We start from the raw sequence: 24,673 nt of genomic DNA, 5'->3' as shown, positions 1-24,673 counted from the left end.
TATTAAAAATTACCAAACACTTTCCTAACATTTAATATTTTCCGTTAACATTAATTAAACATTCTAATAATAGAAGCATAATTTACAGCTAACTTTTACTTTACAGTTTCAACTGACTTTTGCACCTAGTATTAGAACATATATAATGAAAAAACTATTATTAATTGCTTTAGTAAGCATATGTCAATTAGCGTTTGCTCAAAGTAAGGGGACTGTAACGGGGACGGTTACTGATAAGGAAATGAATAATGAATCGCTTCCTTTTGCAAGTGTATTTATTAAAGGGACTACAATTGGAACAAATACAGACATGGATGGTACATATACTATCTCTGTAGCTCCAGGAAACCATATTTTAGTATTTAGTTTTGTTGGTTATCAAACTATAGAAAAACCAATTACAGTAGAAGCTGATAAAACAATCACTGTAAACCAAGTAATGGGAGCAAGCGGTGGTGAGCAATTAGAAGAAATTCAAATAAACGCTACTGTAAGTAAAGAAAAAGAGAGTGCTTTAATATTACAACAAAAAAAGGCTGTTTCTATTAAAACTAGTATTGGTGCACAAGAATTAGCGAAAAAAGGAGTTTCTGATGCTGCTCAAGCGGTTACTAAAACTGCTGGTGTAAGTAAAGGTTCTAAAAATGTTGTAGTAAGAGGTTTAGGTGATCGTTATAACTCTACTTCATTAAATGGTTTACCATTACCTTCTGAGGATCCAGAATACAAGAATATCTCATTAAACTTTTTCGATACTAGTATAATTCAGAGCATAGGAATTAATAAGGTTTTCACATCTGATGTTTATGGAGATGTTGGTGGGGCTAACATTGATATTATTTCAAAAGAGTTAAACAAAAAGAGAACAGCTTCTGTTAGTGTTTCTTTAGGTGCCAATACACAAACAATAACTCAAGATTTCTTAACTATTGATGGAACAAACAGATTTGGAACTCAAGAATTAAATCATACAATTACAGATTTAAATACATATTCATTCAATAATTCATTGAATCCAGGTACTCAAGATTTTCAGATGAATAATAGTATTTCTTTTAACTATGGAAAAAAATATGACGTTGGTGAGAACAACAAATTAAGTTTCTTCTTAGTTGGAGGGTTTGATGGAAAATATAACTTTGAAGAAGGGAACATCAAACAAAATACAAGTGCAGGAACTGAAACTCCGTTTAGAGATCAGGATTTCAAAAAATACACATACAATGTTTCTCAGTTATTAATGGGAAGTGTGAACTTTAAATCAGAAAAATATAGTTTAGCATATAACCACCTTTTCATTCATAATAATAAACAATCTATTGGTGATTATTTAGGTACAGATAATCCAGAACAAGATGGAGATCTTGCTTTCTTAAGAAGACAACAAACTAACAACAATGAGTTGTATGTAAATCAACTTATTGGTAAATATAACTTTTCTGATCGTTTATCTATTGAGGCAAAAGGAGCTTTAAACTTCATTAGAGGAAATGAACCTGATAGACGTTCTAACGAATATTTAATTCGTGATGGAGTAACTAGAACAAATACTAATAGTTCGGGAACTAGTGAACGTTTCTTTTCTAAACTTCAAGAGAACGATTATGCAGCTAAAGGGAAAATTTCTTATAAGTTAAATAGTGATGAAGAAGATAAAAGTACAATTGATTTTGGTTTAGACTATAGATATACAGAGCGTTTATTTTCTGCAACAATTTTTAACCATGCCTTTTCTGGTAACGGTGCTGTAATAGACATTAATAATGCTGATGCTGTTTTCAACCAAAATGGAATAGATACAGGTGTATTTGCTGTTGAAACATTAAGAGGAAGAGCAGGAAGTGAAAGAGCTTTAATTCCTTTTACATATAGAGGTAAAAAATTAGTAAGTGGTGCATTCACAACTTTAGTTTATCAATTAAGTGATAACTTCATAGTATCTGGGGGATTAAAGTTTGAAAAAGCTCATCAGAGAGTTACTTATGATACAAATATTGCTAAAAGCTCAATTGATGGACCATCTGAAATTAATAAGTCTTACATTTTACCAAACATTAATATTAAGTACAACTTAGATGAAAATAATATCTTCAGATTAGCTGCGAGTCAAACGTATACGTATCCACAGTTTAAAGAAACGGCTCCATTCAAATATCAAGATATTAACTTCTCAAGTCAAGGTAACCCAGATTTAATTCCATCTGACAACTATAACTTTGATATTAAATATGAGCGTTATTTCTCTTCTAGTGAATTAGTATCATTAACTGGATTCTATAAATATATTCAAAATCCAATTGCAAGAAGTGAAATTTCAAGTGCCGGTAACACATTAACATATTTAAATGTTGGAAACGATGCTTCTGTTTACGGTTTAGAATTAGAAGCTAGAAAAAACATTCTTAAAGGAGAAGATGAGAATAGTACGCATACATTAAATGCAGGATTAAATGCTTCTTATTTAGTATCTGAAGTAAACTTAAGTAGCACTTCTATTGCACAATTCCAAAAAGCTAGTAGCGAATTAGAAGGAGCAACTCCATTTTTAGTAAATGCTGACATTACTTTTAATAAAAAATACGAAAATGACGAGTTATCATCTGCTTTAGTTGTTAACTATTTCAGTGATCGAGTTTACTCTATTGGAACAAGAGGATTTGAGAATATCATAGAAAAAGGAATTCCAACTTTAGACTTAGTATCTTCTTTAAAGTTAGGAAAAAAGTATGGTATCAAATTAAAGGTTACAAACCTATTAAACCCTTCATTCCAGTTAAATAGAGATGGTAGCACTAGTGGAAACAATATAGTGTTAAGAAATTATAAAAAGGGAGTTAACTTAAGTATTGGTTTTACACATAATTTCTAATAAAACCTTGAATAAGTTAACAATTCTTTAAAAAAAAAGTACAAAAACATAAACATTGGCATTGCAAATTTGCCTCAGTCGAACAAAATTAAAAACACAAAAATGAAAAAATTAATTTTATCTGTAGTTAGCATCTCTACATTATTATTCACTGGATGTTCTTTAGATAATGATGACCAAACTAACACGGGAAACACAGGAGGTGATATTACATCTCAAAACTTAGCAGGAAATTTAACTAGTGATTTAACTTTAAAATCTGGAATCGATAATACATTAACTGGTGCTTTATTAGTAAAAGATGGAGCAACTTTAACAATCGAAGCTGGAACAAGAGTTAAGGCTTTAGCTGGCGGAACTGATGTATACATTCTAGTAGAAAAAGGTGGTAAGATTATCGCTAATGGAACTGCTGCTAATCCAATCGTTTTCACATCTAATGCTACAAATCCTCAACCAGGTGACTGGGGTGGAATTATTGTTAACGGAAAAGCTCCATTAAGTAGACAAAACGGGGCTGATAGCAATTCTGCGTCAGAGGTTAACACTGCTATTTTATATGGTGGTAGCGATGTTGCTGATAATTCAGGAATATTAAACTATGTGAAAATTGAATATTCTGGAGCAAGAATTGATGATGAAGCTGAGCACAATGGTTTAACATTAAACGGTGTTGGTAACGGAACTACAATTTCAAACATTGCAATTTTCAATGGTGATGATGATGCTATCGAGTTTTTCGGTGGATCTGTAAATGCTACAAACGTTTTAGTTGTAAACGCTAAAGATGATATGTTTGACTTTACACAAGGATACACAGGAACTTGTTCAAACTTCTACGGGGTAAGAGAAAATGGATACAATGCTGTAACTTCTGATCCTAGAGGAATTGAAGCTGACGGAAACTTAGATGGAAATACTCCAACAGATGTTGAACAATCTAACTTTACTGTTAACGGATTAACTATTATCAATAACGCTGATGGAGTTAATTTATCAGATGGGATAAAAGTAAGAAGAGGAGCTACCGCTACAATTACAAACGCTTACATTGCTTTAGGAACTGGAGCTACAATGTCTGATTTCATCGATTTAGAAGATGGAAAAGGTGGGTCTACTGCTAGCACAGTTATTACAGTAGTAGGAAACGCTGCTAACGGATTAGACATTACTGATGTTAAGAATGCACCAGGAGCAACTATCAATGCTACTAACGGAACTTCTGGAGGAGCTGACACTTCTGTATTTGCTTGGACAGGATATTCTTTCTAAGGCAAATAAAAAATATAGATATAAAAAAAAACCGCATCAAATGCGGTTTTTTTTATATATGTTAACTATTATTATTTAATTGCAATTTTCGTACTCTCTTTCCAAGATTGTACACTTGCAATTGTATTATTCTGATAGTTTATTTCTTTCAACTCATCTTTGGTCCAGATGAACCATTTTCCTACTTTCTTTCCTTTATTGTAATGCGCCATTACAGTTTTGTTTCCTTTCTCATCAAAACGATTCCAAACACCATGAAGCAGTTTATCTTTGTAATAACCTTGCTCCTTAACAGTTCCATTATCATGAAAATGAGTAACCTTAATTAAGTCACCTTCTTTTTGATACTTTGGCTTTATTTCTTGTCCTTGAACTACTGCGAATAATAGTCCGCAAGCTAAAATCATTACTTTCTTCATGTCTTTAATCATTTTATTCATTAACATTTATATTACAAATATAACCTATAATTTACTTTTATGCAACTTTTTGGTAACATTAAATTAACATTGGAAAAATTTCTATGATTTCAGGCCTCAGAATACTATATTTACATAACATAAATATTAATCAATTAAAATTGTTATTATGGCAGTAATGAAAGTAATAGAGATCCTTGCGAACTCTGAAAAAAGTTGGGAAGACGCAACTAAAAAAGCAATCAAACAAGCTTCTAAATCAGTTAAAAACATTAAGTCTGCATTTGTTCAATCGCAGAGTGTTGTTGTAAATAATGATGAAGTTGCAGAATTTCGAGTTAATTTAAAAGTAACTTTCGAAGTCAAATAACTTAGATTAATAAACTACACTACTACTTTTTTATAAATCCTTGCGATATTAAAAATCGCATTACTAAATCATTCATAATTAAATATAAAATGGAAGAATACATTTTAAAAGGTAAAGATGTACTATTAGAATATGCCCCGAAAGTAATAGCGGCATTAATTCTACTCATTGTTGGACTTTGGATTATTAACTTTTTTACCAGAGCTACAGCAAAACTAATGGAGAAAAGAAATTTAGATTCTTCATTACGAGGTTTTCTATCAAGCTTAATTAACTGGGGATTAAAAATCTTCTTATTCATTACTGTTGCCGGTCAATTAGGTGTTGAAACAACTTCATTTGCAGCTATTGTTGCTGCTGCTGGTTTAGCCATTGGTATGGCTTTACAAGGTTCTCTGTCAAATTTTGCTGGAGGAGCATTAATCATGATTTTTAGACCTTTTAAAATAGGCGATTATATTGAAGCTCAAGGTGAGCAAGGTGTTGTGAAAGAAATTCAAATTTTTACAACGAAATTAAACACTGTAGATAACAAGGAAGTAATCTTACCTAACGGAGCTTTATCAAATGGTAATATTATCAATTACTCATCTGAGGAAAAGCGAAGAGTTGATATCACATTTGGAGTTTCTTATGATGCAGATATAAAAGAAACTAAAGATGTTTTATTTAAGGTTATCAATAACACTCCTTACACTTTAAAAGATCCTGCTACTCAGGTTTTATTAGGAGAATTAGCTGATAGCTCGGTTAACTTTATTACTAGAACTTGGGTAAAGTCATCTGATTATTGGGATGCATATTTCCATATTATGGAACATACTAAAATTGCTCTTGATAAAGCTGGAATCGAAATACCATATCCACATTCTGTAGAAATTCAGAAAGAAGGTTAAACTTTCTTCTTTTGTGGAGTAACAATAAAGTCTTTTAAATAAAAAGGCTCAAAATAAGCGACATCTTCGATGTCGTTTTTTTTGTATTTATCATAGCTGAGTTTGGCCATTTGAATTGCTGAAGGAAATTTACCATCAACAAAATTAAAATTAGCTGCATTTAGAGCTTCTTTACACTTATTTGCTCCATCACCCAAGAAAAATACTTTTTGTTCGTTAAATGGATTAAAAGAATCTTCTTCGATTACTTCTGCTTTTATTTCTCGAACTTGTTCATAGTTTTTATCATAAATAGCTGAATACACTTCCATCCGTCTTGCATCTAACATTGGAATAATAATTCCATCTTCAACACTTATAGAATGCGCAAGTGACAATAAAGTATCCACAGAAATTAACGGAATATCCAAAGAAAAACACAATCCCTTAGCTGCAGAAACTCCAATTCTCAATCCAGTATAAGAACCAGGACCTTTACTTACGGCAATAGCATCTAAAGAATTACGTTCTACATTGGCTTCTGATAAAACATCTAATATAAACGGATGTAATTTTTCCGCATGAGAATAATTACCGTCGTTTATCTCTTTCGAATGAATTACTTCTCCATTCCTTGCAATAGAAACGGAACAATTCTTTGTTGAAGTTTCGATATTAAGTATAAGTGCCAAATCCTAAATTTTCTGCAAATATAAAGCTTCCCAATAAAACAAAACCTCTCAAATTATGTTGAGAGGTTTTGTTTTATTGAAAAAATTAACAACTTCTGTTCTTAATCTAATATATTTTCTCCGTAGTAGAACTTTAATACTTTAGATTTAAAAATGTAATCGAATTTAGCTCTAATTAATGCCGACTCTGCATTTACTAATCTATTTCGTACTTGGTCATAATCAAACTGTGTCATATTTCCATAACTAAGACTTACCTGTGCATTCTTAAACGCTTCATCTTGCGCTTCTAAAGAAATTTTAGCAGCTTCATAGGTTTTAGCTGCTGCTTTAGCATCTAAAAACGCTTGTTCTATCGTTTGCTGTAATGTAAGTTTCGCACTTTCTAAAGATAGTTCTGCCTGTTTTTTACTAATAACAGATTTAGCTACTCTATTTTTTGTTTGGAACTTATTGAAAACAGGAATATTTAATGAAAATCCAAATCCATAGTTAAAGTTATTACTTAATTGAGTACTAAATCTATTATCAACGGTAACAGGCCCTCCTGTTCTTGGGTCTGTAGTTACAAAAAAATCAGGTTCGCCAAATGTTGTAACATAACCTGTACCTACACTTGCTGTATAACTTAAACTAGGCAAATATGCTCCTTTAGCTATTTTAATTCCTAAATCAGCATTTTCTATAGTCAATCTTGCTTTTTCAATTTCTGGCCTGTTGGTCAATGCTTTTTTGTAGACATCATTAGAATTACTATATAGTAAAGCTGCAGTTGGATTTTCTACTTCTATAACATCCACTTCAAAACCTTCGTAAGGTACTTGTAGTAACTGAGACAACTGTAATAATGCTAGATTTAACGCATTTTCTTGTGTTACTACGTTTTGCGCGTCATTTGCTGCTGTAGACTGCACGTTTAATAAATCTCCTTTAGGTATAGCTCCTGCCTCAAATTGTGCTTGAGCTCTATTAATTTGGTTTTTACTTATTTCAGCTTGAACTTTAGCTACCTCTAAATTTTCTTTAGCAAATAATACGTTAAGATACGTATTTACCACTCTTAGAGAAACGTCGTTTTCTATTACTTCTAAATCTAGCTTACTACTTTCTATACCCAGCTTTGCTTGTTTATAAGAATTTAAATTTCTAAACCCATTAAAAATAGATCCATTTACATTAAAAGATCCATTCAATCTATAACGGTTTGCAGAACTAATTGTATTGTCTAACGCTGTAGAAAAACCAAATGTAAAATTATTAGAATTTGAAATTCCCGCACTTGGTAAAAAATCTCCAAAAGCTATTTCTTTATCTTTAACAGACGAATCAATATTTAATTCATTCTGCTTAACAGAGATATTATTTGCTAAAGCATGATCAACTGCCCCTTTAAGCGTCCATTTTTTTTGACCAAATGAAAATGTTGTACCTAATAAAAAAGCCGACAGTAGTATAAGTTTGGAATTTTTCAAAGTATTTTATTTTTGTAAATCAAGGATATGACGACAAAGTACATAATATGTTACAAAAAAAAAGAAGAAAGTTAGTTTTTTACTTTCTTCCTATGCCTGTATAGTAAAAAGAATAAAATTCCAACTAAGAGATATGGAAAAACCATTAAATATGTAATTCCACCATTTACACCTTCTGCGATGGTTTCATTTCCACCTTCAATTACTGCTTTGCACATTGCACATTGTGCATTTGCAATCACTGCTGTGTAAATTAAAAATACAGCAATTACTATTTTTCGTTTTAAATTAGTGTACATAATATGGAGCTATCATTAGATAAACAACTACACCTGTTATCGCAACATATAACCATAAAGGAAATGTAATCTTAGCAATCTTCTTATGCTGAGGAAATTGTCCTAATTTCGCTCTCATGTAGGTAAACAATACAAACGGAATTACAACAATTGAAAGTAAAATATGTGTAATAAGAATAAAATAGTACACATATTTAATAGCTCCTTCTCCACCAAATTTTGTTGATTCAGAAGTCATATGATACGCTACGTACATTAGTAAAAATAATGCTGAGAACACTAAAGCTGTTGTGTTCAGCTGTTCATGTAACTTTCTATTTCCATTTTTAATTGCGATGATTGAACCAATTAAAAGTACCGCCGTTAATCCGTTTATAGTAGCATAAATTGGAGGTAAGAAAGATAATGGTTCTACATTAGGTAATTTTATACCAAATAACGCTGCTACCGCAATAGGAATTGCAATAGACACTATAGTGATAAACTTTTTATATTTCCTTTCTTCTGCTGATAAATTACTCATTCAATAATAATTTAATGTCTTGTTTTAACTCATTAATCTGATCAGGAAATCCTTGTTCCTCTAACGCTCTATAGTACAAAATCGGATTTCCATATTCATCATATCTAGAACGTATATATCCATCTTTATCAACCAAAGCAAACATTCCTGAATGGAAAAATCCTCCGTGGTCTTCACCACCAGGACCTGCTGGCATTTTAAATCCTGTGTTTGATAACTCAAAAACATCTTCTACCGATTTTCCAGTAAGCATGTGCCAGTTTTTATGATTTATTCCATAATTTTCAGCATAGGCTTTTAACACCTCAGGTGTATCTTTATCTGGAGTAATCGAAAATGATGCTATTCCAAAATTAGGGTTCCCTAGAAACTCATTTTGAACTGTAACCATTTTACGGTTCATAATCGGACAAATTGTTGGACATGTTGTAAAGAAAAATTCAACAACATATACCTTTCCCTCATAATCTTTACTTGAAATTGTTTTTCCCTCTTGATTCACAAACTCAAAGCTAGGCACCTTATTATATTTAAATAAATCTGCCTTCTGGAAGTGTTTTACAATTTTAGGAATTGAATAAATCCCGAATAATAAAATTATAAACGCTATACCAACGTAAGAATATTTTCCCTTGTTCATTTAATACTTACTTTTTTCTATCCGCACTATTTTTCTTTAAAGCTAAACGATATTCTGCAAGAACAACTTTTACGTCATCCTTCATCTTATCATTTAATTCACCAACAGAGGTCATATTATAACCATACAGCCTGCCATCAGCCATATCTTTATCGTCAGTTCTTCCTCTAAAATTAACTTCTTTATCAATTATAAATGCTTTTGAAGTATGAAGGTTTACATCCAAAGATTGGTTTGTTCTAAAGCTATCATAGAAAGCTTTTACAACAGCATCTTCCGTAAATATAAAGTTCCACTTCACCATATCTGTGTAGGCACCAATTGACTTTTTAATTTTATCAATTTGCTCTTTTGAATCTGAAGGACAAACAGCTATAATTTGAAAATCATTGAATCCATAAAATGGTTTATAGATCTTTTGATTTAAATTAAATAACTCTCCTTTAATTGCATCCGCTTCTTTACCAGGAAAGACCACGATTGTTATCTTATTTTCTAAAGTGTACTTGCTATCAATACTTTTAACATCAATCACATTCTTCGTTAATACTGGAAGCTTTGCAAAGTTGTTAAGTCCCATCGATAAAAAAATATAGAATAATAACGGAACTATAAACAATATAGATAATACAAGATATTTATGAGTTTTTTTCATATCCGATTTAAGATTTTAAGCAAAAAAAAGGTGGTTAAAACCACCACCTTTTCTATTTATTTCTTACCATTTAATTAATGGTGCTAATGTGTCGTATAAATAACCACCTTCAAATAATACGATGAATAATAAGTAACAGATTAGAAATACTGCTGTCCAAACTACAGCTCTTCTAAACCATTTCTTTTCACCTTCAAGGTGCATGAATGCCCAAGCAATATAATATGCTTTAGCTAAAGTTAAAATGATGAATATCCAGTTTAACCAACTTGTACCAGGACCGTGTAAGTGTAATGCATCAGGCTTAACAATACCTAAACCAACTTCTACCGCAGTAATGATAGATAAAAGTCCTAAAACAATCCAGATTCTCTTTAAATTCGATTCGTGTGAATGACCTGCCATCTTTAAATATCTTTATAATTAATTAAACTAAGTAGAAGAATGTAAATACGAATACCCACACTAAATCTACAAAGTGCCAATATAATCCAACCTTTTCAACCATTTCATAATGTCCTCTTTTCTCGTAAGTTCCTAAAACAACATTAAAGAAAATGATAATGTTAATTACAATTCCAGAGAATACGTGGAAACCGTGGAAACCTGTAATAAAGAAGAAGAAATCAGCAAAAATAGGGTTACCATATTCGTTAACGTGTAAGTTAGCTCCTTCAACTACTAAGTTTGCTTTTGATAATTCCTTTAAGCTCTCTTCTCTAGATAAAATGATTTTTTTCTTAGTATCTAAGTTTATCCTTTCAGATCTGATTTGTAAAGAAGGATCTGCTTTGAAAGCCTCTTGAACTTGCGCAACTGAATACTGAGAAATAGTTTTTTCGTTTGTAAACCATAATCCGTTCTTAGCAGTGTGCTGTTCTCTATCGTCAGTTCTTTCGTTAGTAACAAAATCCGCTAAAGCGATTTGTTCTCCATTTTTTACAAACTGTAAAATTTTATTATCTGTTGTTTTAACTGCTCCATAAGATCCTTTGATGAATGTTTTCCATTCCCAAGCCTGAGATCCAACGAAGATTAAACCAAAAATGATGGTAACAAACATGTACAATGCTACCTTCTTTTGTTGCATTTTATGACCAGCATCTACGGCTAATACCATAGTTACAGATGACACAATTAAAATAAATGTCATGAATGCCACGTAATACATTGGATAGTTTCCGTGGAAAAATGGTATGTGAGTAAATACCTCATCGGCGATTGGCCAAGAGTCAATAAACTTGAAACGTGTTAAACCGTAAGCGGCTAAGAACCCTGAGAATGTTAATGCATCAGACAGGATAAAAAACCACATCATCATTTTACCATAACTTGCACCAAATGGTTGCACTCCGGCACCCCCACCCCAAGTCTCTTTATTATCAGAATTTACAGCGATATTAGATTCCATAAATATCTTTATCAGTTAATTTTTGTTAAATAATGCGCCAAAATTACGCATTTTATATTACTTGTAAAACTTAAAGAATAAAAATAAAAGTATCCATACTAAATCTACGAAATGCCAAAAGATTGCACCTAGTTCAAACCCAAGCATATTGGCAGATGAATACTTCTTTTTAAAATGATTATAAATAACGACAATTAGCACTACAATTCCCGCCAATAGGTGCAAAACATGAATAAATGTTATCCCTATTACAAAAGAAGTTGACACTGTACTTTTTGGACCCGTAAAATATAATCCTAAACTTTCTAATTCTTTAAATCCTACATATTGATACCACACAAATGCTAAACCTAGCACAAAAGTGGCTATCAAAAACATCATTGACTTTTTTAAATCGTCCTTCTTTAAGAAAGATTGAGATAAAAATAATGCAGCACTACTTAATATTATGAATAGCGTACTTATATAAAAGGCTTGTGGTAAATCGAAAACAACCCAATCTTCTCTTGTAGCACTAATAATGTATGCACTTGTTAATCCAGCGAAAAACATAACCATACTTATTAAAGAAACCCAAAGCATAGGCTTTGCCGACTTCCTTTTCGCTTCTCTCATCTCTTGATCTACTTGAACTTCACTCATTTTAATGTAAAAATTTATCTATTACGTATATAATTGGTAATACTGTGATATAAAAAACACTAGCTAACATTAATTTTCTAGCATCTATATTTTCTTGAGATTTGTATAATTTAATTCCGTAGAACAACATAAGTACTCCTAAAAGAGCAACAATAACTGCTGTTATTGGATAGATGTATAATTTTCCTGTAACCTTTAATACAGGCGCTATAGAAATTAATAACATCACACAGGTATAAAAAATAATTTGAGCAACTGCTCCTTTATCCTTTTTATCCATTGGCAACATATGTAATCCTGCTTTTTTATATTCTTCATCTTGCAACCAACCTATCGCCCAAAAGTGAGGGAACTGCCAAAAGAATTGAATCATAAATAAGAATCCTGCCTCTATTCCAAAACTCCCTGTTGCCGCAACCCAACCTAACATAAAAGGAATTGCTCCTGGAATTGCTCCTACAAAAACCGCTAAAGGTGTAACAGCTTTAAGAGGAGTATAAGCACTTGTATATAAAAAAATGGAAATAGCTCCGAATAACGCACATTTTGGATTTATGGCATATAAAATTGCTATACCTGCTATTGTAAATACTGTTGCAATAATTAATGCAGTAGAAGATTTCATTCTTCCTGATGGTAAAGGACGGTTTTTAGTTCTTTGCATTACGGCATCGATATCCTTTTCTATTACTTGATTATATGCATTTGAAGCTCCAACCATTAAATAACCACCAATACTTAATAATAGTACAATAGAATAATCTACTGTTTCTGCTCCTAATAAATAGCCAGCTACTGAAGTAAACACAACACTTACTGATAAACCAACTTTTGTCAGTTGTTTAAAATCTAAGAAAAGTGTTTTTAAAACCGATTTATCTGCCGTCAAAACTGAACCCACCTTGCTTTTAAAAAATTTCTGCAAAGATATTCTATATAAATGTAACCACCATAAAATTTACGTTTTATTGATTATTTAAACTTTTTTTAAAAAAAAATCGATTTTTGTTTTGCAGATTAAAAAAGGGTTGTATATTTGCACCCGCAATCACGATTGCACACGATCTTAGACAAAGACTACGCGAAAGTAGCTCAGGGGTAGAGCATCACCTTGCCAAGGTGAGGGTCGCGGGTTCAAATCCCGTCTTTCGCTCAGAACCTTATATAAAATACCAATGCTGAAGTGGTGGAATTGGTAGACACGTTGGACTTAAAATCCAATGAGCCGTAATGCTCGTGCGGGTTCAAGTCCCGCCTTCAGTACTAAAAGCCGAAACAATTTGTTTCGGCTTTTTTGTTTTAAAAATAATCATAAAGTATTTGACACCAGCCATTAAACATACTTAAGCTACTACAATTAAAAAATTAATACTTAATTTATTTTAATACATTTGTGTAAAATTGAAAGGAAAAGGAAAATTGTATTACTATGATTTCCTCATCTTATTTTTTTATTTACTATTCATTTTGAATAGTAATAAATAACTGTTTAAAATAAATTATTATGAAAATTACTAAATTGCTATTAGTAGTCTTCTTTATGAACATTGGAACTAATGCTCAACAAGAAGATATTGATTGTAAGGCAAATCTTATTAAAGCCTTAGAAGTATTAAAAGAAGATCAAACTTCACAAGAAAACCTCCAAGAAAGTATTCAACTTTTAACTCCTTGCGCTAAAAATGGAAACACTACTTCCGAAATTCTTTTAGGTAGAATTTATATGAGTTCTGATGATAAAAACAAGCATAAAGAAGCATTTGAATTACTAGAATCTGCTGCTAAAAAAGGAAATTCATTAGCTGCTGCTGACCTTGGTATTTTATACAAGTACGGCAAAGGTTGTAAACTAAATTTTAACAAAGCTAGATATTGGTTTGAAAAAGCTATTGAAAAAGGAAATAGTAAAGCTAGTTATAGTCTTGGCTACCTATACTTGAAAGGGTATGGAAACATCAAACAAGATTATGCTAAGGCTATTCAATGGTTTAAAAAAAGTAAACATCCAATGGCTAAGTACTGGTTAGGTGTTTGTTATCATTATGGCTATGGAGTAGCTAAAGATATTACCAAGGCTAATGAATTGTTAGGAACTAATTTTCCTGCTATTAATGAATTGGTTAATGATGAAAATACTTCTGAAATTGAAAGTTCTGATATTGAAACTTCTTTTACAAACTCTAATAATTCCGATACTCAAAGTTTCTCTTTAGGAGAAGACAACAGTTTGAATGGTGTTTGGAAAGGTCAATTATTAGTATTTGATTGGGCAGGAGAAAATATCGAACAAAAACTGCCTTTTGAACTTGAAATAAACTACAATGAGGAAGAGAACAATTTTTCTGTTTTATGGAATGTGAATGATGAGAATAAAAATGCTGACTTCACTTTAATTGATAATGCATTGTATTATGATGAATTACAAATCAAACTTCCGCACACTTCATTTAAAGAAAGTATTCCAAATGAATTAAATCATAACATAACTTCTGTTGAATTTTCAAAAACCAATATTGGTGATAAAGAATATTTAATTGGAACTATCGAGAGTTTTATCAATAACTGGAATGAACCTGCTGCACCAATAAAAATTGTACTTCAAAAGAAAACAACTTTCGCAAACTCAGATACTGAATTATCTAATGATGCCTTAGAAGCATTAACACAACAAGAAGCACAGTTTGTAAAATTATATCCTAATCCATTTCAAAACGATTTAATCATATCATATGCTTTAGATAAAAAAGCTACTACTACTGTAAATGTTGCAAGTGTCAATGGTGGTAACGAACAGATGATTAAACCAAGTGCTATTCAAAAAGCAGGTGAATACCACTATTATGTAGATGGAAGTCAATTTAAAAATGGATTGTATGTGATAACTGTTTTGGTTGATAATGAAAGAAAAACAAGAATTATTGTAAAGAAATAAATTGAAAAAGATGAAGAATATATATAAAATCTTAGCAATTGTGTTGTTTTCGCTAACAACAACATTAAATGCTCAATTTAAAAATGTAGATGGTACTACGAATGATGAATTTTTAGGAAGTAATGGTACTATTTTAGGAAAAAGCTGTAATTGTGTAAATGAAGATATTGCTGATTTTAACTTTACTTTTAGTAGTGATTTTTATTACGCTCTTGCGAACGATCAAGCTGTTATAGAAGCAGCAAAACAGGAAGCTTGGGATTGGTATAATAGACAAACTGATATCTTAAAAAACTATATAGGAAGTAAATACAATAAAACATTTAATTCATATAATGAAGCCAAAGAATATTTATTCAAAGAAACTGAAAAAAAATACATCAGAAATAATGCTCCTTCAGCAAAACAGAAAATAAGCTCATCTTATCACAGTGCTAATAATGCAGAAAAATTAGGATTAAAAGGATTAAAGGCTTTATCACATCGTGAAAATGAAATCAATAGAGGTAATTTAGACAATTCTTTATATGCTGATTTTAAAGTAAACGGTACTCCTTTAAAAGATATTCGTACAATTTCTGAATTAAATAGTATTAGAGCAATAGTAAATAATTCTACTATTGATGGGCTTTGGCAATCCGATCAGTTTTATTCTATGTTAAATAACATCAATGCCATGATTTCATCATCTGCTTATAGCGAATTAGAAACTTTAGCATTTAATAAAAAGAACAGTTTTTATAATGGATATAACCCTTGGGACAGATTGAATATGATGCAGCTTCAAATTTATTTTCAAGAACACAACAACTATGTAAGTTATCCTCATTTTCTTCCTGGAGGAGTTTTTGAAAATTTTAATAATAAAATTCAAATAGCTACTCCGAGTTTTATTGAAACAGAGGTTCAGAAAAATTATACTGAATTTGGTCTTTTTCATAATGAGCATTGGCGTATTATTTTAAGAGATAAATACAATAATTCTCCATTTTACAATGCAATAGCCAAAGCTGAACATCAAGCATTAATGAATGCAGAATTAAATAGATTGAAAAATCTAACCTCTATGGGGGCATCTCTTAATGTTGATAAAATTGTTCGACAGTTTAACATAACTGATCCAAACGAATACGAATGGTTAAATGCTAATCCTGATAAAGCAGATGAATATTTACAAAGACTACGTGAAGCACAGGCTCTAGATAATCAAGAAAATTCAGAACCAATTCCTGACAATCAAATTATTTCAATTGTTGGGAATAACTATGAATCTGAAATTGCCAAAATTAATAATGAATTAGCTGAAGGGGCAAGAATAGCAAAGCTAATTGATGAATTGAACATTATTAACGATGAGAAAGATTGGATGCTTACACATTTCGAACAAGCAATAGAAATAGTGAAATTTGCAGATGAAACTAAAATAAACAATATAATACCTAGTGTTGATAAATACTTTATTTTAGGTTTCTTAGAATTATTAAGTGATAATATTATAAGAATTGAAGATATAAACTTTGAAGATAGAATTATTAATAGTTTAAGTGGAAGAGCTAAGTGTATTTATGATAAACTTAAATCTCTAAGTTTATTTGCATCTACAATAAAACAATTTGAAAACAATAATCGTTATAACTTAACCATTGAGAATGGTGCATGTGGTACAGGTCAAGATGCGTGTACTGATGCTTCTGATTTAGCTAATGGAAACATTAAAATTAAAGTTCAAGGATTAGGTAATTCCAATTTAGATTTTGCTGCAACAATTTTACACGAAGCTATCCATGCAGAAATTTTTAAATATGTTGATGAATACCAACAAGGGTTAGACCCTAACCAAAGAGAAAATCTCCTTTTTTGGTATAAACATTACAAGTCAAACAATGACCCTACATTTGCTACTAGTGAAGCTCAACATCAGCATATGGCAGATAGATTTGTTAAGCCTATAGCGAAAGCAATAAGAGCATTAGATAATAACAGTTATCCATTAGAATATTATATGGGATTTGGTTGGGATGGATTGAGAAAATATGGTTACGATGGTTACTATGATAATGGTAACTATATTAATCTTGATAAAAATACTAGCTCTAGTTATTATATTAATCAAAAAACAGTAAATGATAATAGTAATTTTAATAACATAAATTGCCAGTAATGAAAAAAATATTAATTCTAACGTCTATTTTAAGCATTCTATTTTCTTGTAAAGAAAATAGAAGTGCTTATTATCCATCTAAAGATTATTTTGAAAAAAATAACTCATCTCTAATAGAGATAAGTAATAAGGTAAAATCAATCGAAGAACTCGAAAATATTCTTGTTGAAAATAGTAACTTAAGTAAAGTTTCTTATTTAAATTACAAAGGGAAGTTTAAAATAGCTTTATTTATAAACTCTAATGGTCTTATAAAGGAGAGAAATATTGTTAGTGTTGCTAAAGATTCAATCGTATCAGAAGAAGGGAAATTTCATTTCTCTCAAATTAACAATGTTTTAGAAAAACACCTTTTAAATAATGGTAGAAGCCCTTATTATTCATCTTCTCCTGACAAGGCTGTAGTGCAAATAATACCAAGTAATGATTTAGAATCTTTCTATGAAACAATAAATAAATTAATCGAAAGCTTCGAGAATTTTAAAACTACAAATACAAATAAGAAAGCTAATACTCTTAATGTTTTTTATGATTTAAGTAAAGGCTATGATAATTTCATAAAGCCACCTAAACCTAAAGAATAGTTAAAATTTATTTTATACAATAAGATTAAATCTAATTATAAACAACAAGGAAGTAATTGTAAAACTAACTATTATTAAATTCTTAGAGCACCTAATGTAAGATGAAAGACACGCAAGAGCTAATGCAAAAGGTCAAAAATGCGATTAAATTTCTTTTCCTACTAATATTTATTGTTAGTTGTTCATCATATAAAAATTATGATACTAATAATGATATGGAAGAAATTTTATCGCTTTTGTCCGAAAAACAATCAATTTACTACAAGACTATAGATGAAGATTTAAAACAAAGTTTAGATACTTATATAAACTTAAATGACTTTGATTTTGACTTATGTACTGATAGTAAAGAGGTTATTACAAAAGAAGAATTAAAAATTATAAAACAGAAAACTAAAAATTTGAACCGGGTAAACCTAAAAAGAATGTACCCTTCAGTAGATTTAAAAATAAAAAAGGAAAGTTTAAAAATCTCTTTTATTTCTTATCCTATACTTTTTAGACAAAACAAAGCTGCTATATATCATAAAACAGGAACTTATGGAGGGTCTTTTAATTTATTAATTAAAAAACAAAATAAATGGACATTTGCATGTTCTAAAAGTATTTGGATTGAATAGTAAATAGAACATAGTAACAACCTAAAATTCATAAAAAAGATTGTTAAATCAATAAATTAAGGTAATTTTGAAATTCCATAAAGTTTTAACCATAGGATTATTCTATTTTTCTGTAGCTTTTATTTCTTGTAGAGCACAAGAACAAAAAAGCCATAAAAAGTGCCAAAATACAGAAGTAACAAAAGAGCTAATCAAACAGGAATTAATCACACAAAAAGAGCAACTTAACACCGTTATACATCAAAACGTTTTAAAGAAAACAATATCAAACGAGAGTTTTGAATTGTTCTTAAAATCTGAAGGTCTTTCTATGATGTCAAAAATTGAAATTAAGTCTAAGAAAGATATTATTGATTTTACTAAATTTTTTGATAGTAACGATTTTGAGTATATGCGTTGTCAGCTAAAACAAAATGAAATTGACAACTGGAAACAACTTATAGAAAAAGATTATTTTAAAACCAATAACTCCAATAACAAAAGGTTAAGTTACTCAATACCGTTGTTTTCTGTTAATCAAAACTATGCTCTCATTTATAGAGAAACTATAGCGTCAGGAAATTTATTTTTACTTAAAAGAACTAATGGAAAATGGGAATATTTTGCTAAACAACTAGTCTGGATAGATTGATTTTAGATTAGAAAAATAGTAAATATTAGAGCTAAACTTTTAATACTTTTTTGTTTCACTTTATTATTAGGATGTTCAAGCTATAAGCTGAATAAAAATTAGCAAATAACCATTAAGATGCTGAAGTCTAAAGATAGATTTACATCAATATCTATTGATAATGATAGAACTAAAAAGCTAATTACTCCATTTTGTTTTGTAAATGGAGTAATTATAAAAAGTAAATCCATTTCAGTTCAATACAATTCCTCTCATGTCATTCATATTCTTCAACTGGGATATGTATCGTTAAAAACAAAAAAGATAAAAGTGGAAAAAGGCGATTCTTTAATTATAAACTTTTATATGAAAGAATTTGACCGACCTCTACATTAAACAAAAAAGCCGAAACAAATTGTTTCGGCTTTTTTTTCTTATTAATGTTTTATTATCACTTATTCTTAGTTACAAATAAAGTATTTAACACCACACCAGTTACTACAACTCCAGCTCCTATTAAACCAATGATAGTATATTTTTCATCCAGCCAAAAAACACCAGCTAGCATTGTAAATACAACTTCAATATATTTTAATGGAGCAGATTTATTTATTTCTGAGGTTTGAAATGCTTTGGTCATATAATATTGTCCGAAGTAACCGAAAACACCTAAACTAATGAAAGTTAACCATTCTAAGTTTGTCGGTGTTTCCCAATAAAACAATGTGAAAATTCCACTAATGATGGCCGAAATTCCCATGAAATAATTAATGATTACTAATGGGTGATCGCTAGCTCCTATTTTTCGTATTAAAATAAATACTAAACCTGTTAATACTGCAGATGCAAGAACAATCAAAAAACCAATAGTACTTACATCGGTATCAAATCCTTTCAAAATCAAAACACCTAAAAATGCAATTGCAAAATAGATCCATTGATTCCATCTAATTTTTTCTCTTAATAAGAATACGGCAAATATTGCTGCAAATATTGGTGAGATATATCGAATAGAAACAGCTGTACCTGTTTTTAAATATTGTAAAGAAGTAAAAAACAATGTCATTGCTATAAAACCAATAGTTCCTCTGGCCAGTAGCAAACGCCTTTTATTCCCCAATAAATTGATCTTATTCCTGATTAATAAAGGAATGGTGAAACAGAGTGTAATAATTGATCTAAAGAAAACAATTTGATACACATTAAAGTGGCGTAAATCTTTTACCAATATATTTAATACGGAAAATGACAGCGCACTAATAATCATGAAAATAATTGCCTTTCTCATGCTACTAATGTAAAGAGTATTACCAAGTAATCCTTGAATAAATCAGTTATTTTCTTAAATCTTTAATCCACTTCATCACTTGCTTTGTAGTGCTTTCAATTCTATCGAAATCGTAATTACCACTATCATTTTTCATAATAAGCTTCGATCCCATTCCGACACAAGTAACACCAGAATTAAACCACTTTTCAAGACTTTCTTTTGTAGGAGAAACACCACCAGTAGGCATAATACTTGTCCAAGGTTGCGGACCTCTAATTGCTTTTACAAACTCTGGTCCATAAATGCTTCCAGGAAATAATTTTACAATCTCACAACCTAATTCTTCAGCTTTCGCTATTTCTGTGAGAGAACCACAACCTGGGGACCATAGTACTTTTCGTCTGTTACATGCTATTGCAATATCTTCTCTAAAAACAGGAGTTACTATAAAGTTTGCTCCCATTTGCATGTACAAAGATGCTGCTGCTGCATCCGTAACGGAACCAACACCTAAAATCATCCCTGGAAGTTCATCAATTGAATATTTTATAAGTTCATTAAAAACTTCAAATGCAAAATCACCTCGTGATGTGAACTCTAATAAACGTGCACCACCATCGTAGCACGATTTTAAAACCTTCTTTGCTATTGTTACATCACTTTCAAAAAACAATGGTACTACACCTGTTTCTTGCATTACTTTTACTACTTCTAGTCTTGAGTATTGGGCCATTTATGCTATTTGTTTTAGAAGCTGATTAAAATTATTGATACAATCTTTTTTAACCTCTTCGCAATTGTAATTTTTTCTAATTTTTAAAACCTTTACTGGAATTGTATTCTCTTTTGGAATTTCACAGCTTGTAGTAGAAATAATTATGGCAGCATCAACGCTTCCATCATTAATTTCTTTAATAAATTCTTCCTCTTTTGTTACATTATGCAATGATTGATACAGCATAATTCTGTATCCACTTTTAGATGCTAATTTTTGAATATCACACAACACTTCAGCAAAAACAATTTCATTGATTTTAGGTACTATAATTGAAATGATATTAGACTTACTCTTTCGTAAAGAAATAGCCGCCTTGTTTGGAATATAATTGTTCTGAACAGCTACACGTTGAATGTATTTTTTAGTTTCAAAACTTACATCCATTCCATCATTTAATGCCTTAGAAACTGTAGAAATGGAAAATCCTGTTATATGTGATATTTTTCTTAATGTAACCATAGCTCAATTTTTATCTCGATACTTTTCCTGTGCTATCTCCAGTCATCATTTTCTCAACTTCTTCTAAAGTAACTAAGTTGTAATCCCCAGAAATGGTATGCTTTAAACAACATGCCGCAACAGCAAAATCTAGTGCTTTTTGCAACTCTTGATTGTAGGTTTGCAATCCATAAATTAAACCGCCCATAAAGGCATCTCCGCTTCCCACTCGATCAACAACTGGAGTTACTTCTTTAATATGCGCATTATATATTTGTTTGCCATCATATAATACACCTCCGATTCTTTGATGTGAAGCACTTACAGAATATCGAAGAGTTGTAGCTACAAATTCTAAATTAGGACAAAGTTTAAAAAGCGCATCATATAAAGATGGTAATGACTTTTCATCTTGATAATTAGGATTCACCTTGTTTTTTCCTAACATGAAATATGCAGTGTCAATATCACCTAAAATCACGTGACTGTAGGAAAGTAATTCTGGCATCACTTCAGAAGGCTGTTTTCCATACTTCCATAGTTTAGATCTGTAATTTAGGTCACAAGAAATCTTTAATCCTAATTCATGAGCCGCCTTAACAGCTTCCAAACATTGATTTGCTGCACTTTCTGAAATTGCTGGAGTAATTCCACTCCAATGAAACCAAGTAGCACCTTCAAATATTTTTTTCCAATCAAAATCACCAGGTTTCGTAGTTGCTAAAGAACTATTACTTCTATCGTAAACCACTTTACTTCCACGAGTTCCTGCGCCAGTTTCTAGATAATAAATTCCTAAACGTTCGCCTCCATAAGCCACATTATCAAGACCAACTTTTAGTTTTCTCATTTCCTTAACGGCACAAGCTCCTATATCATTCTCAGGAACTTTAGTGATGAAATCTGTTTCTAAACCATAATTCGCTAAAGAAACAGCTACATTAAATTCGCCACCTCCGTAGGAAGCAGCGAATGTTTTTGCTTGAATAAATCGTAAATGTCGCTCAGTTGATAAGCGTAACATTATCTCTCCAAATGTTACTATTTTACTCATTATTAATGTTGTTTGTCTTCTTAAATTCCTAGTGCTTGTCCACCACCAATTTGAATTGTTTCTGCGGTAACAAATGATGCATCACTACTTGCTAAAAATGACACTACAGATGCCACCTCTTCTGGTTGTCCTAATCTACCTAGTAAAATGTTGTTTTTCCAAGATGCAAAAACCTCTGGTTTTGTAGATTTAATCTGTGCGTGAAAAGGTGTATCAATTGTACCCGGAGATACTGCATTTACACGAATTCCATATTCCGCTAAATCTTTAGCTAAAGCTCTGGTAATTGCATGAACTCCAGCTTTTGAAGTTCCATAAATTCCAGCTCCCGGACCACCTGCATTCCAACCTGCATTTGACGTATAATTTATAATTGTTGGATTATCTCCTTTCTTTAAATATGGAATTGCTGCTCTAGAAGCGAAGAACACAGAATCTAAGTTTAATGCCATAACAAACCTGTAAAACTCGGTTGTCATTTCTTCAAATCTTGATCTTCCTCCAAGACCTCCAGCATTGTTTACTAAGACGTCTATTTTTCCATACTTTTCTCCAACTGCTTTGATGTTTTTACTTACCGATTCTTCATCAGTTACATCAAAACCATAATACTCTGCTTCTATTCCTTCAGAAGATAACTCTTGTACTCTTTGAGCACCTTCTTCGTGTTGTATTCCATTTAAAACTACTGTGTAACCATCTTTTCCTAATCTTTTGGCAACCTCAAATCCAATACCACCTGTAGCTCCTGTTACGATTGCTATTTTTTTACTCATTTTATGCTTATTTTTTAATTAAATATTTAACTAGATTTTACGTCAATTAATTTGACTTTTTTGATCAGAAGAAATACGACCAATACTGCTAATGCCACTGAAATTGTGATGGCAACGAATGCTGGAACATATGATCCTCCACCTGTAATTTGACCGATAAACCAGTTCATAATCATAGGCGAAACCGCGGCAACTGTTCCTGCTAAACCTGCTAATGTTCCTACGGAAGGACCTTTTAGTAAATCACTTGATAGTGTTTGGATATTTCCAATTGCAAATTGAAAACCGAATAAGGCAACACCTGCCAAATAAATGAAAGTCATGAAATTGGTTTCTTTTACAAACAGAATAATACTTACGAAAGCAACTATGATCAAAATACATCCGACCACAATACTTATTTTTCGTCCGTAATCAACAGAACTTTTCTTTATCATTTGTTCTGTAAACAAACCACCTAAAATACTTCCTGCAGCGGCCATTAAGTATGAAATCCACATGGTGTTACCAATTTGTTCAATACTTAAATTGAATTTGGAATTCAAATAAATGGGCATCCAACCTGCAAAAAACCACCATATAGGTTCAATAAAGAAGCGACATAATAAAACTCCCCAAGATTCCTTAAAACTTAGAATTTCTTTTAAGCTTAAGCTCTTCTTGTTTTCTGTTGATTCTTCTACCTCTTCTATTTGATCTCCAAAGATGATTCCTTTCTCCTCATCTGTAATCCAAGGATGATTTTTAGGATTGCTTTTGTTAATTACTAACCACGGAATTACCCAAATCAGCCCAATTAAACCGAGAATGATATAGGTAGTTTTCCATCCAAATCTGGCATATAAAAAAACGATAATAACTGGAGCAATAACATTACCGATAGAAGCACCTGAATTAAAAATTCCTTGTGCTAAAGCTCTTTGCTTTACAGGGAACCATTCTCCATTACTTTTAACCGCTCCTGGCCATAAACCTGCTTCTCCAAGACCTAACATTCCTCGTACAAAAGACAATGAAAAAAGACCTTTTGCAAAGGCATGAAAAGTTGCGGCTAACGACCATACGATGATTGATATGGTAAACCCAATTCGAGTTCCGATTTTATCATATAATCTACCTGAAAGAAATTTACTTGCAGCGTACGTTGCCATGAATACATTTAGGAGTAATGCATAATCTTTTTTATCCATTCCTAAATCTTCACCCATCTGAGGCCAGAGTAGGGCGAATGCTGTCCTATCGACATAGTTTATTACGGTAGCGATAAATATCAGTGCTATTATCCACCACCTGAGTCCAATTATTTTCATT

The 24,673-nt window shown here is 31.1% G+C and carries 27 protein-coding genes and 2 tRNA genes; 12 read left to right on the top strand and 17 right to left on the bottom strand.

Annotation, left to right across the window (positions count from 1 at the left end; genetic code table 11):
* Window positions 1–145: 145 nt before the first annotated feature.
* Entirely contained in the window at window positions 146–2,869 is a 2,724-nt protein-coding gene (locus ABNT61_RS13360) for a TonB-dependent receptor (protein ID WP_348743596.1), read from the top strand.
* A gap of 102 nt (window positions 2,870–2,971) precedes the next feature.
* A complete protein-coding gene (locus ABNT61_RS13355) occupies window positions 2,972–4,141 on the top strand; it encodes a hypothetical protein (RefSeq protein ID WP_348723176.1) in 1,170 nt (389 codons plus the stop codon).
* Window positions 4,142–4,212: 71 nt separating this feature from the next.
* On the opposite strand, the gene ABNT61_RS13350 is transcribed toward ABNT61_RS13355, so the two are convergent.
* On the bottom strand, window positions 4,213–4,581 hold the full coding sequence (locus tag ABNT61_RS13350; protein WP_348743595.1) for a nicotinic acid mononucleotide adenyltransferase: 369 nt from the start codon (window positions 4,579–4,581) through the stop codon (window positions 4,213–4,215).
* 148 nt (window positions 4,582–4,729) lie between these two features.
* Here ABNT61_RS13350 and ABNT61_RS13345 point away from each other — a divergent pair, with 148 nt between their 5' ends.
* Window positions 4,730–4,930: a dodecin family protein gene (locus ABNT61_RS13345; RefSeq protein ID WP_348710420.1), complete on the top strand. Its 201-nt coding sequence runs from the start codon at window positions 4,730–4,732 to the stop codon at window positions 4,928–4,930.
* An 89-nt stretch (window positions 4,931–5,019) separates the two neighbouring features.
* Window positions 5,020–5,826 carry a mechanosensitive ion channel family protein gene (locus tag ABNT61_RS13340; protein ID WP_348743594.1) on the top strand — a complete coding sequence of 269 codons (807 nt, stop codon included), beginning with the start codon at window positions 5,020–5,022 and terminating at the stop codon, window positions 5,824–5,826.
* Here the strand turns inward: ABNT61_RS13340 and tsaB are convergent.
* The 10 genes from tsaB to cyoE form a co-directional block, all read right to left on the bottom strand.
* Window positions 5,823–6,497 (bottom strand): tRNA (adenosine(37)-N6)-threonylcarbamoyltransferase complex dimerization subunit type 1 TsaB, encoded by a 675-nt coding sequence (gene tsaB, locus ABNT61_RS13335; RefSeq protein ID WP_348743593.1) that lies wholly within the window; start codon window positions 6,495–6,497, stop codon window positions 5,823–5,825. The genes ABNT61_RS13340 and tsaB overlap by 4 nt on opposite strands.
* A 101-nt stretch (window positions 6,498–6,598) precedes the next feature.
* Entirely contained in the window at window positions 6,599–7,969 is a 1,371-nt protein-coding gene (locus ABNT61_RS13330; RefSeq protein WP_348743592.1) for a TolC family protein, read from the bottom strand.
* Between the two features lie 71 nt (window positions 7,970–8,040).
* The gene (locus tag ABNT61_RS13325; RefSeq protein WP_348743591.1) at window positions 8,041–8,268 is read right to left on the bottom strand and encodes a hypothetical protein; all 228 of its coding nucleotides are present in this window, start codon (window positions 8,266–8,268) and stop codon (window positions 8,041–8,043) included.
* Entirely contained in the window at window positions 8,258–8,791 is a 534-nt protein-coding gene (locus ABNT61_RS13320; protein ID WP_348743590.1) for a DUF420 domain-containing protein, read from the bottom strand. The genes ABNT61_RS13325 and ABNT61_RS13320 overlap by 11 nt, the downstream gene beginning before the upstream one ends.
* Window positions 8,784–9,431: an SCO family protein gene (locus tag ABNT61_RS13315; protein ID WP_348710430.1), complete on the bottom strand. Its 648-nt coding sequence runs from the start codon at window positions 9,429–9,431 to the stop codon at window positions 8,784–8,786. Before ABNT61_RS13315 ends, ABNT61_RS13320 begins: the two co-directional genes overlap by 8 nt.
* 7 nt (window positions 9,432–9,438) lie before the next feature.
* Complete coding sequence (locus tag ABNT61_RS13310; RefSeq protein ID WP_348743589.1) at window positions 9,439–10,086, bottom strand: hypothetical protein; 648 nt, start codon at window positions 10,084–10,086, stop codon at window positions 9,439–9,441.
* A 63-nt stretch (window positions 10,087–10,149) separates the two neighbouring features.
* Window positions 10,150–10,491 carry a cytochrome C oxidase subunit IV family protein gene (locus ABNT61_RS13305; RefSeq protein ID WP_348710432.1) on the bottom strand — a complete coding sequence of 114 codons (342 nt, stop codon included), beginning with the start codon at window positions 10,489–10,491 and terminating at the stop codon, window positions 10,150–10,152.
* 22 nt (window positions 10,492–10,513) lie between these two features.
* A complete protein-coding gene (locus tag ABNT61_RS13300; RefSeq protein ID WP_348710434.1) occupies window positions 10,514–11,497 on the bottom strand; it encodes a cytochrome c oxidase subunit 3 in 984 nt (327 codons plus the stop codon).
* Window positions 11,498–11,554: 57 nt separating this feature from the next.
* Window positions 11,555–12,139 carry a cytochrome c oxidase subunit 3 gene (locus ABNT61_RS13295; protein ID WP_348723185.1) on the bottom strand — a complete coding sequence of 195 codons (585 nt, stop codon included), beginning with the start codon at window positions 12,137–12,139 and terminating at the stop codon, window positions 11,555–11,557.
* 1 nt (window position 12,140) lies between these two features.
* Complete coding sequence (gene cyoE, locus ABNT61_RS13290) at window positions 12,141–13,040, bottom strand: heme o synthase (protein WP_348743588.1); 900 nt, start codon at window positions 13,038–13,040, stop codon at window positions 12,141–12,143.
* A 180-nt stretch (window positions 13,041–13,220) separates the two neighbouring features.
* Here cyoE and ABNT61_RS13285 point away from each other — a divergent pair.
* From ABNT61_RS13285 to ABNT61_RS13250, 8 genes are all read left to right on the top strand, one after another.
* Window positions 13,221–13,292, top strand: a tRNA-Gly gene (locus ABNT61_RS13285).
* 24 nt (window positions 13,293–13,316) lie between these two features.
* Window positions 13,317–13,402: transfer RNA gene (locus ABNT61_RS13280), tRNA-Leu, on the top strand.
* A 241-nt stretch (window positions 13,403–13,643) separates the two neighbouring features.
* Window positions 13,644–15,071, top strand: coding sequence for a T9SS type A sorting domain-containing protein (locus ABNT61_RS13275; protein ID WP_348743587.1), 1,428 nt, complete (start codon window positions 13,644–13,646; stop codon window positions 15,069–15,071).
* Window positions 15,072–15,081: 10 nt separating this feature from the next.
* Window positions 15,082–17,232, top strand: coding sequence for a hypothetical protein (locus tag ABNT61_RS13270; protein ID WP_348743586.1), 2,151 nt, complete (start codon window positions 15,082–15,084; stop codon window positions 17,230–17,232).
* Window positions 17,232–17,816, top strand: a complete 585-nt coding sequence (locus ABNT61_RS13265; RefSeq protein WP_348743585.1) for a hypothetical protein — start codon at window positions 17,232–17,234, stop codon at window positions 17,814–17,816. The genes ABNT61_RS13270 and ABNT61_RS13265 overlap by 1 nt, the downstream gene beginning before the upstream one ends.
* A 101-nt stretch (window positions 17,817–17,917) precedes the next feature.
* Entirely contained in the window at window positions 17,918–18,436 is a 519-nt protein-coding gene (locus ABNT61_RS13260; protein ID WP_348743584.1) for a hypothetical protein, read from the top strand.
* Between the two features lie 67 nt (window positions 18,437–18,503).
* Window positions 18,504–19,067 carry a hypothetical protein gene (locus ABNT61_RS13255; protein ID WP_348743583.1) on the top strand — a complete coding sequence of 188 codons (564 nt, stop codon included), beginning with the start codon at window positions 18,504–18,506 and terminating at the stop codon, window positions 19,065–19,067.
* Window positions 19,068–19,184: 117 nt separating this feature from the next.
* Window positions 19,185–19,442 (top strand): hypothetical protein, encoded by a 258-nt coding sequence (locus tag ABNT61_RS13250; protein ID WP_348743582.1) that lies wholly within the window; start codon window positions 19,185–19,187, stop codon window positions 19,440–19,442.
* A 55-nt stretch (window positions 19,443–19,497) separates the two neighbouring features.
* Here ABNT61_RS13250 and ABNT61_RS13245 read toward each other — a convergent pair whose 3' ends face one another.
* Genes ABNT61_RS13245 through ABNT61_RS13220 form a run of 6 tightly spaced genes read right to left on the bottom strand, consistent with a single transcriptional unit; the run spans window position 19,498 to window position 24,672 of the window.
* A complete protein-coding gene (locus tag ABNT61_RS13245) occupies window positions 19,498–20,334 on the bottom strand; it encodes a DMT family transporter (RefSeq protein ID WP_348743581.1) in 837 nt (278 codons plus the stop codon).
* A 46-nt stretch (window positions 20,335–20,380) separates the two neighbouring features.
* On the bottom strand, window positions 20,381–21,049 hold the full coding sequence (locus tag ABNT61_RS13240; RefSeq protein WP_348743580.1) for a bifunctional 4-hydroxy-2-oxoglutarate aldolase/2-dehydro-3-deoxy-phosphogluconate aldolase: 669 nt from the start codon (window positions 21,047–21,049) through the stop codon (window positions 20,381–20,383).
* Window positions 21,050–21,553, bottom strand: coding sequence for a LacI family DNA-binding transcriptional regulator (locus tag ABNT61_RS13235; RefSeq protein WP_348710447.1), 504 nt, complete (start codon window positions 21,551–21,553; stop codon window positions 21,050–21,052). It abuts the gene before it with no gap.
* A 10-nt stretch (window positions 21,554–21,563) separates the two neighbouring features.
* Window positions 21,564–22,586, bottom strand: a complete 1,023-nt coding sequence (locus tag ABNT61_RS13230) for a sugar kinase (RefSeq protein WP_348743579.1) — start codon at window positions 22,584–22,586, stop codon at window positions 21,564–21,566.
* A 20-nt stretch (window positions 22,587–22,606) separates the two neighbouring features.
* Entirely contained in the window at window positions 22,607–23,362 is a 756-nt protein-coding gene (locus tag ABNT61_RS13225) for an SDR family NAD(P)-dependent oxidoreductase (RefSeq protein WP_348710450.1), read from the bottom strand.
* A gap of 26 nt (window positions 23,363–23,388) precedes the next feature.
* Window positions 23,389–24,672 (bottom strand): MFS transporter, encoded by a 1,284-nt coding sequence (locus ABNT61_RS13220; RefSeq protein ID WP_348743578.1) that lies wholly within the window; start codon window positions 24,670–24,672, stop codon window positions 23,389–23,391.
* Between the last annotated feature and the right edge of the window lies 1 nt (window position 24,673).

Source organism: Tenacibaculum sp. 190524A05c (assembly GCF_964036595.1).
In the GTDB taxonomy this organism is placed as follows: Bacteria; Bacteroidota; Bacteroidia; order Flavobacteriales; family Flavobacteriaceae; genus Polaribacter; species Polaribacter platacis.
This window is presented reverse-complemented; position numbering and strand designations above follow the sequence as displayed.

Coding starts and splice junctions, on each gene's coding strand:
- ABNT61_RS13360 (WP_348743596.1), top strand. CDS start 146: ATGAAAAAACTATTATTAATTGCTTTAGTAAGCATATGTCAATTAGCG.
- ABNT61_RS13355 (WP_348723176.1), top strand. CDS start 2,972: ATGAAAAAATTAATTTTATCTGTAGTTAGCATCTCTACATTATTATTC.
- ABNT61_RS13350 (WP_348743595.1), bottom strand. CDS start 4,581: ATGAATAAAATGATTAAAGACATGAAGAAAGTAATGATTTTAGCTTGC.
- ABNT61_RS13345 (WP_348710420.1), top strand. CDS start 4,730: ATGGCAGTAATGAAAGTAATAGAGATCCTTGCGAACTCTGAAAAAAGT.
- ABNT61_RS13340 (WP_348743594.1), top strand. CDS start 5,020: ATGGAAGAATACATTTTAAAAGGTAAAGATGTACTATTAGAATATGCC.
- ABNT61_RS13325 (WP_348743591.1), bottom strand. CDS start 8,268: ATGTACACTAATTTAAAACGAAAAATAGTAATTGCTGTATTTTTAATT.
- ABNT61_RS13320 (WP_348743590.1), bottom strand. CDS start 8,791: ATGAGTAATTTATCAGCAGAAGAAAGGAAATATAAAAAGTTTATCACT.
- ABNT61_RS13315 (WP_348710430.1), bottom strand. CDS start 9,431: ATGAACAAGGGAAAATATTCTTACGTTGGTATAGCGTTTATAATTTTA.
- ABNT61_RS13310 (WP_348743589.1), bottom strand. CDS start 10,086: ATGAAAAAAACTCATAAATATCTTGTATTATCTATATTGTTTATAGTT.
- ABNT61_RS13305 (WP_348710432.1), bottom strand. CDS start 10,491: ATGGCAGGTCATTCACACGAATCGAATTTAAAGAGAATCTGGATTGTT.
- ABNT61_RS13300 (WP_348710434.1), bottom strand. CDS start 11,497: ATGGAATCTAATATCGCTGTAAATTCTGATAATAAAGAGACTTGGGGT.
- ABNT61_RS13295 (WP_348723185.1), bottom strand. CDS start 12,139: ATGAGTGAAGTTCAAGTAGATCAAGAGATGAGAGAAGCGAAAAGGAAG.
- ABNT61_RS13275 (WP_348743587.1), top strand. CDS start 13,644: ATGAAAATTACTAAATTGCTATTAGTAGTCTTCTTTATGAACATTGGA.
- ABNT61_RS13270 (WP_348743586.1), top strand. CDS start 15,082: ATGAAGAATATATATAAAATCTTAGCAATTGTGTTGTTTTCGCTAACA.
- ABNT61_RS13265 (WP_348743585.1), top strand. CDS start 17,232: ATGAAAAAAATATTAATTCTAACGTCTATTTTAAGCATTCTATTTTCT.
- ABNT61_RS13260 (WP_348743584.1), top strand. CDS start 17,918: ATGAAAGACACGCAAGAGCTAATGCAAAAGGTCAAAAATGCGATTAAA.
- ABNT61_RS13250 (WP_348743582.1), top strand. CDS start 19,185: ATGCTGAAGTCTAAAGATAGATTTACATCAATATCTATTGATAATGAT.
- ABNT61_RS13245 (WP_348743581.1), bottom strand. CDS start 20,334: ATGAGAAAGGCAATTATTTTCATGATTATTAGTGCGCTGTCATTTTCC.
- ABNT61_RS13240 (WP_348743580.1), bottom strand. CDS start 21,049: ATGGCCCAATACTCAAGACTAGAAGTAGTAAAAGTAATGCAAGAAACA.
- ABNT61_RS13235 (WP_348710447.1), bottom strand. CDS start 21,553: ATGGTTACATTAAGAAAAATATCACATATAACAGGATTTTCCATTTCT.
- ABNT61_RS13230 (WP_348743579.1), bottom strand. CDS start 22,586: ATGAGTAAAATAGTAACATTTGGAGAGATAATGTTACGCTTATCAACT.
- ABNT61_RS13225 (WP_348710450.1), bottom strand. CDS start 23,362: ATGAGTAAAAAAATAGCAATCGTAACAGGAGCTACAGGTGGTATTGGA.
- ABNT61_RS13220 (WP_348743578.1), bottom strand. CDS start 24,672: ATGAAAATAATTGGACTCAGGTGGTGGATAATAGCACTGATATTTATC.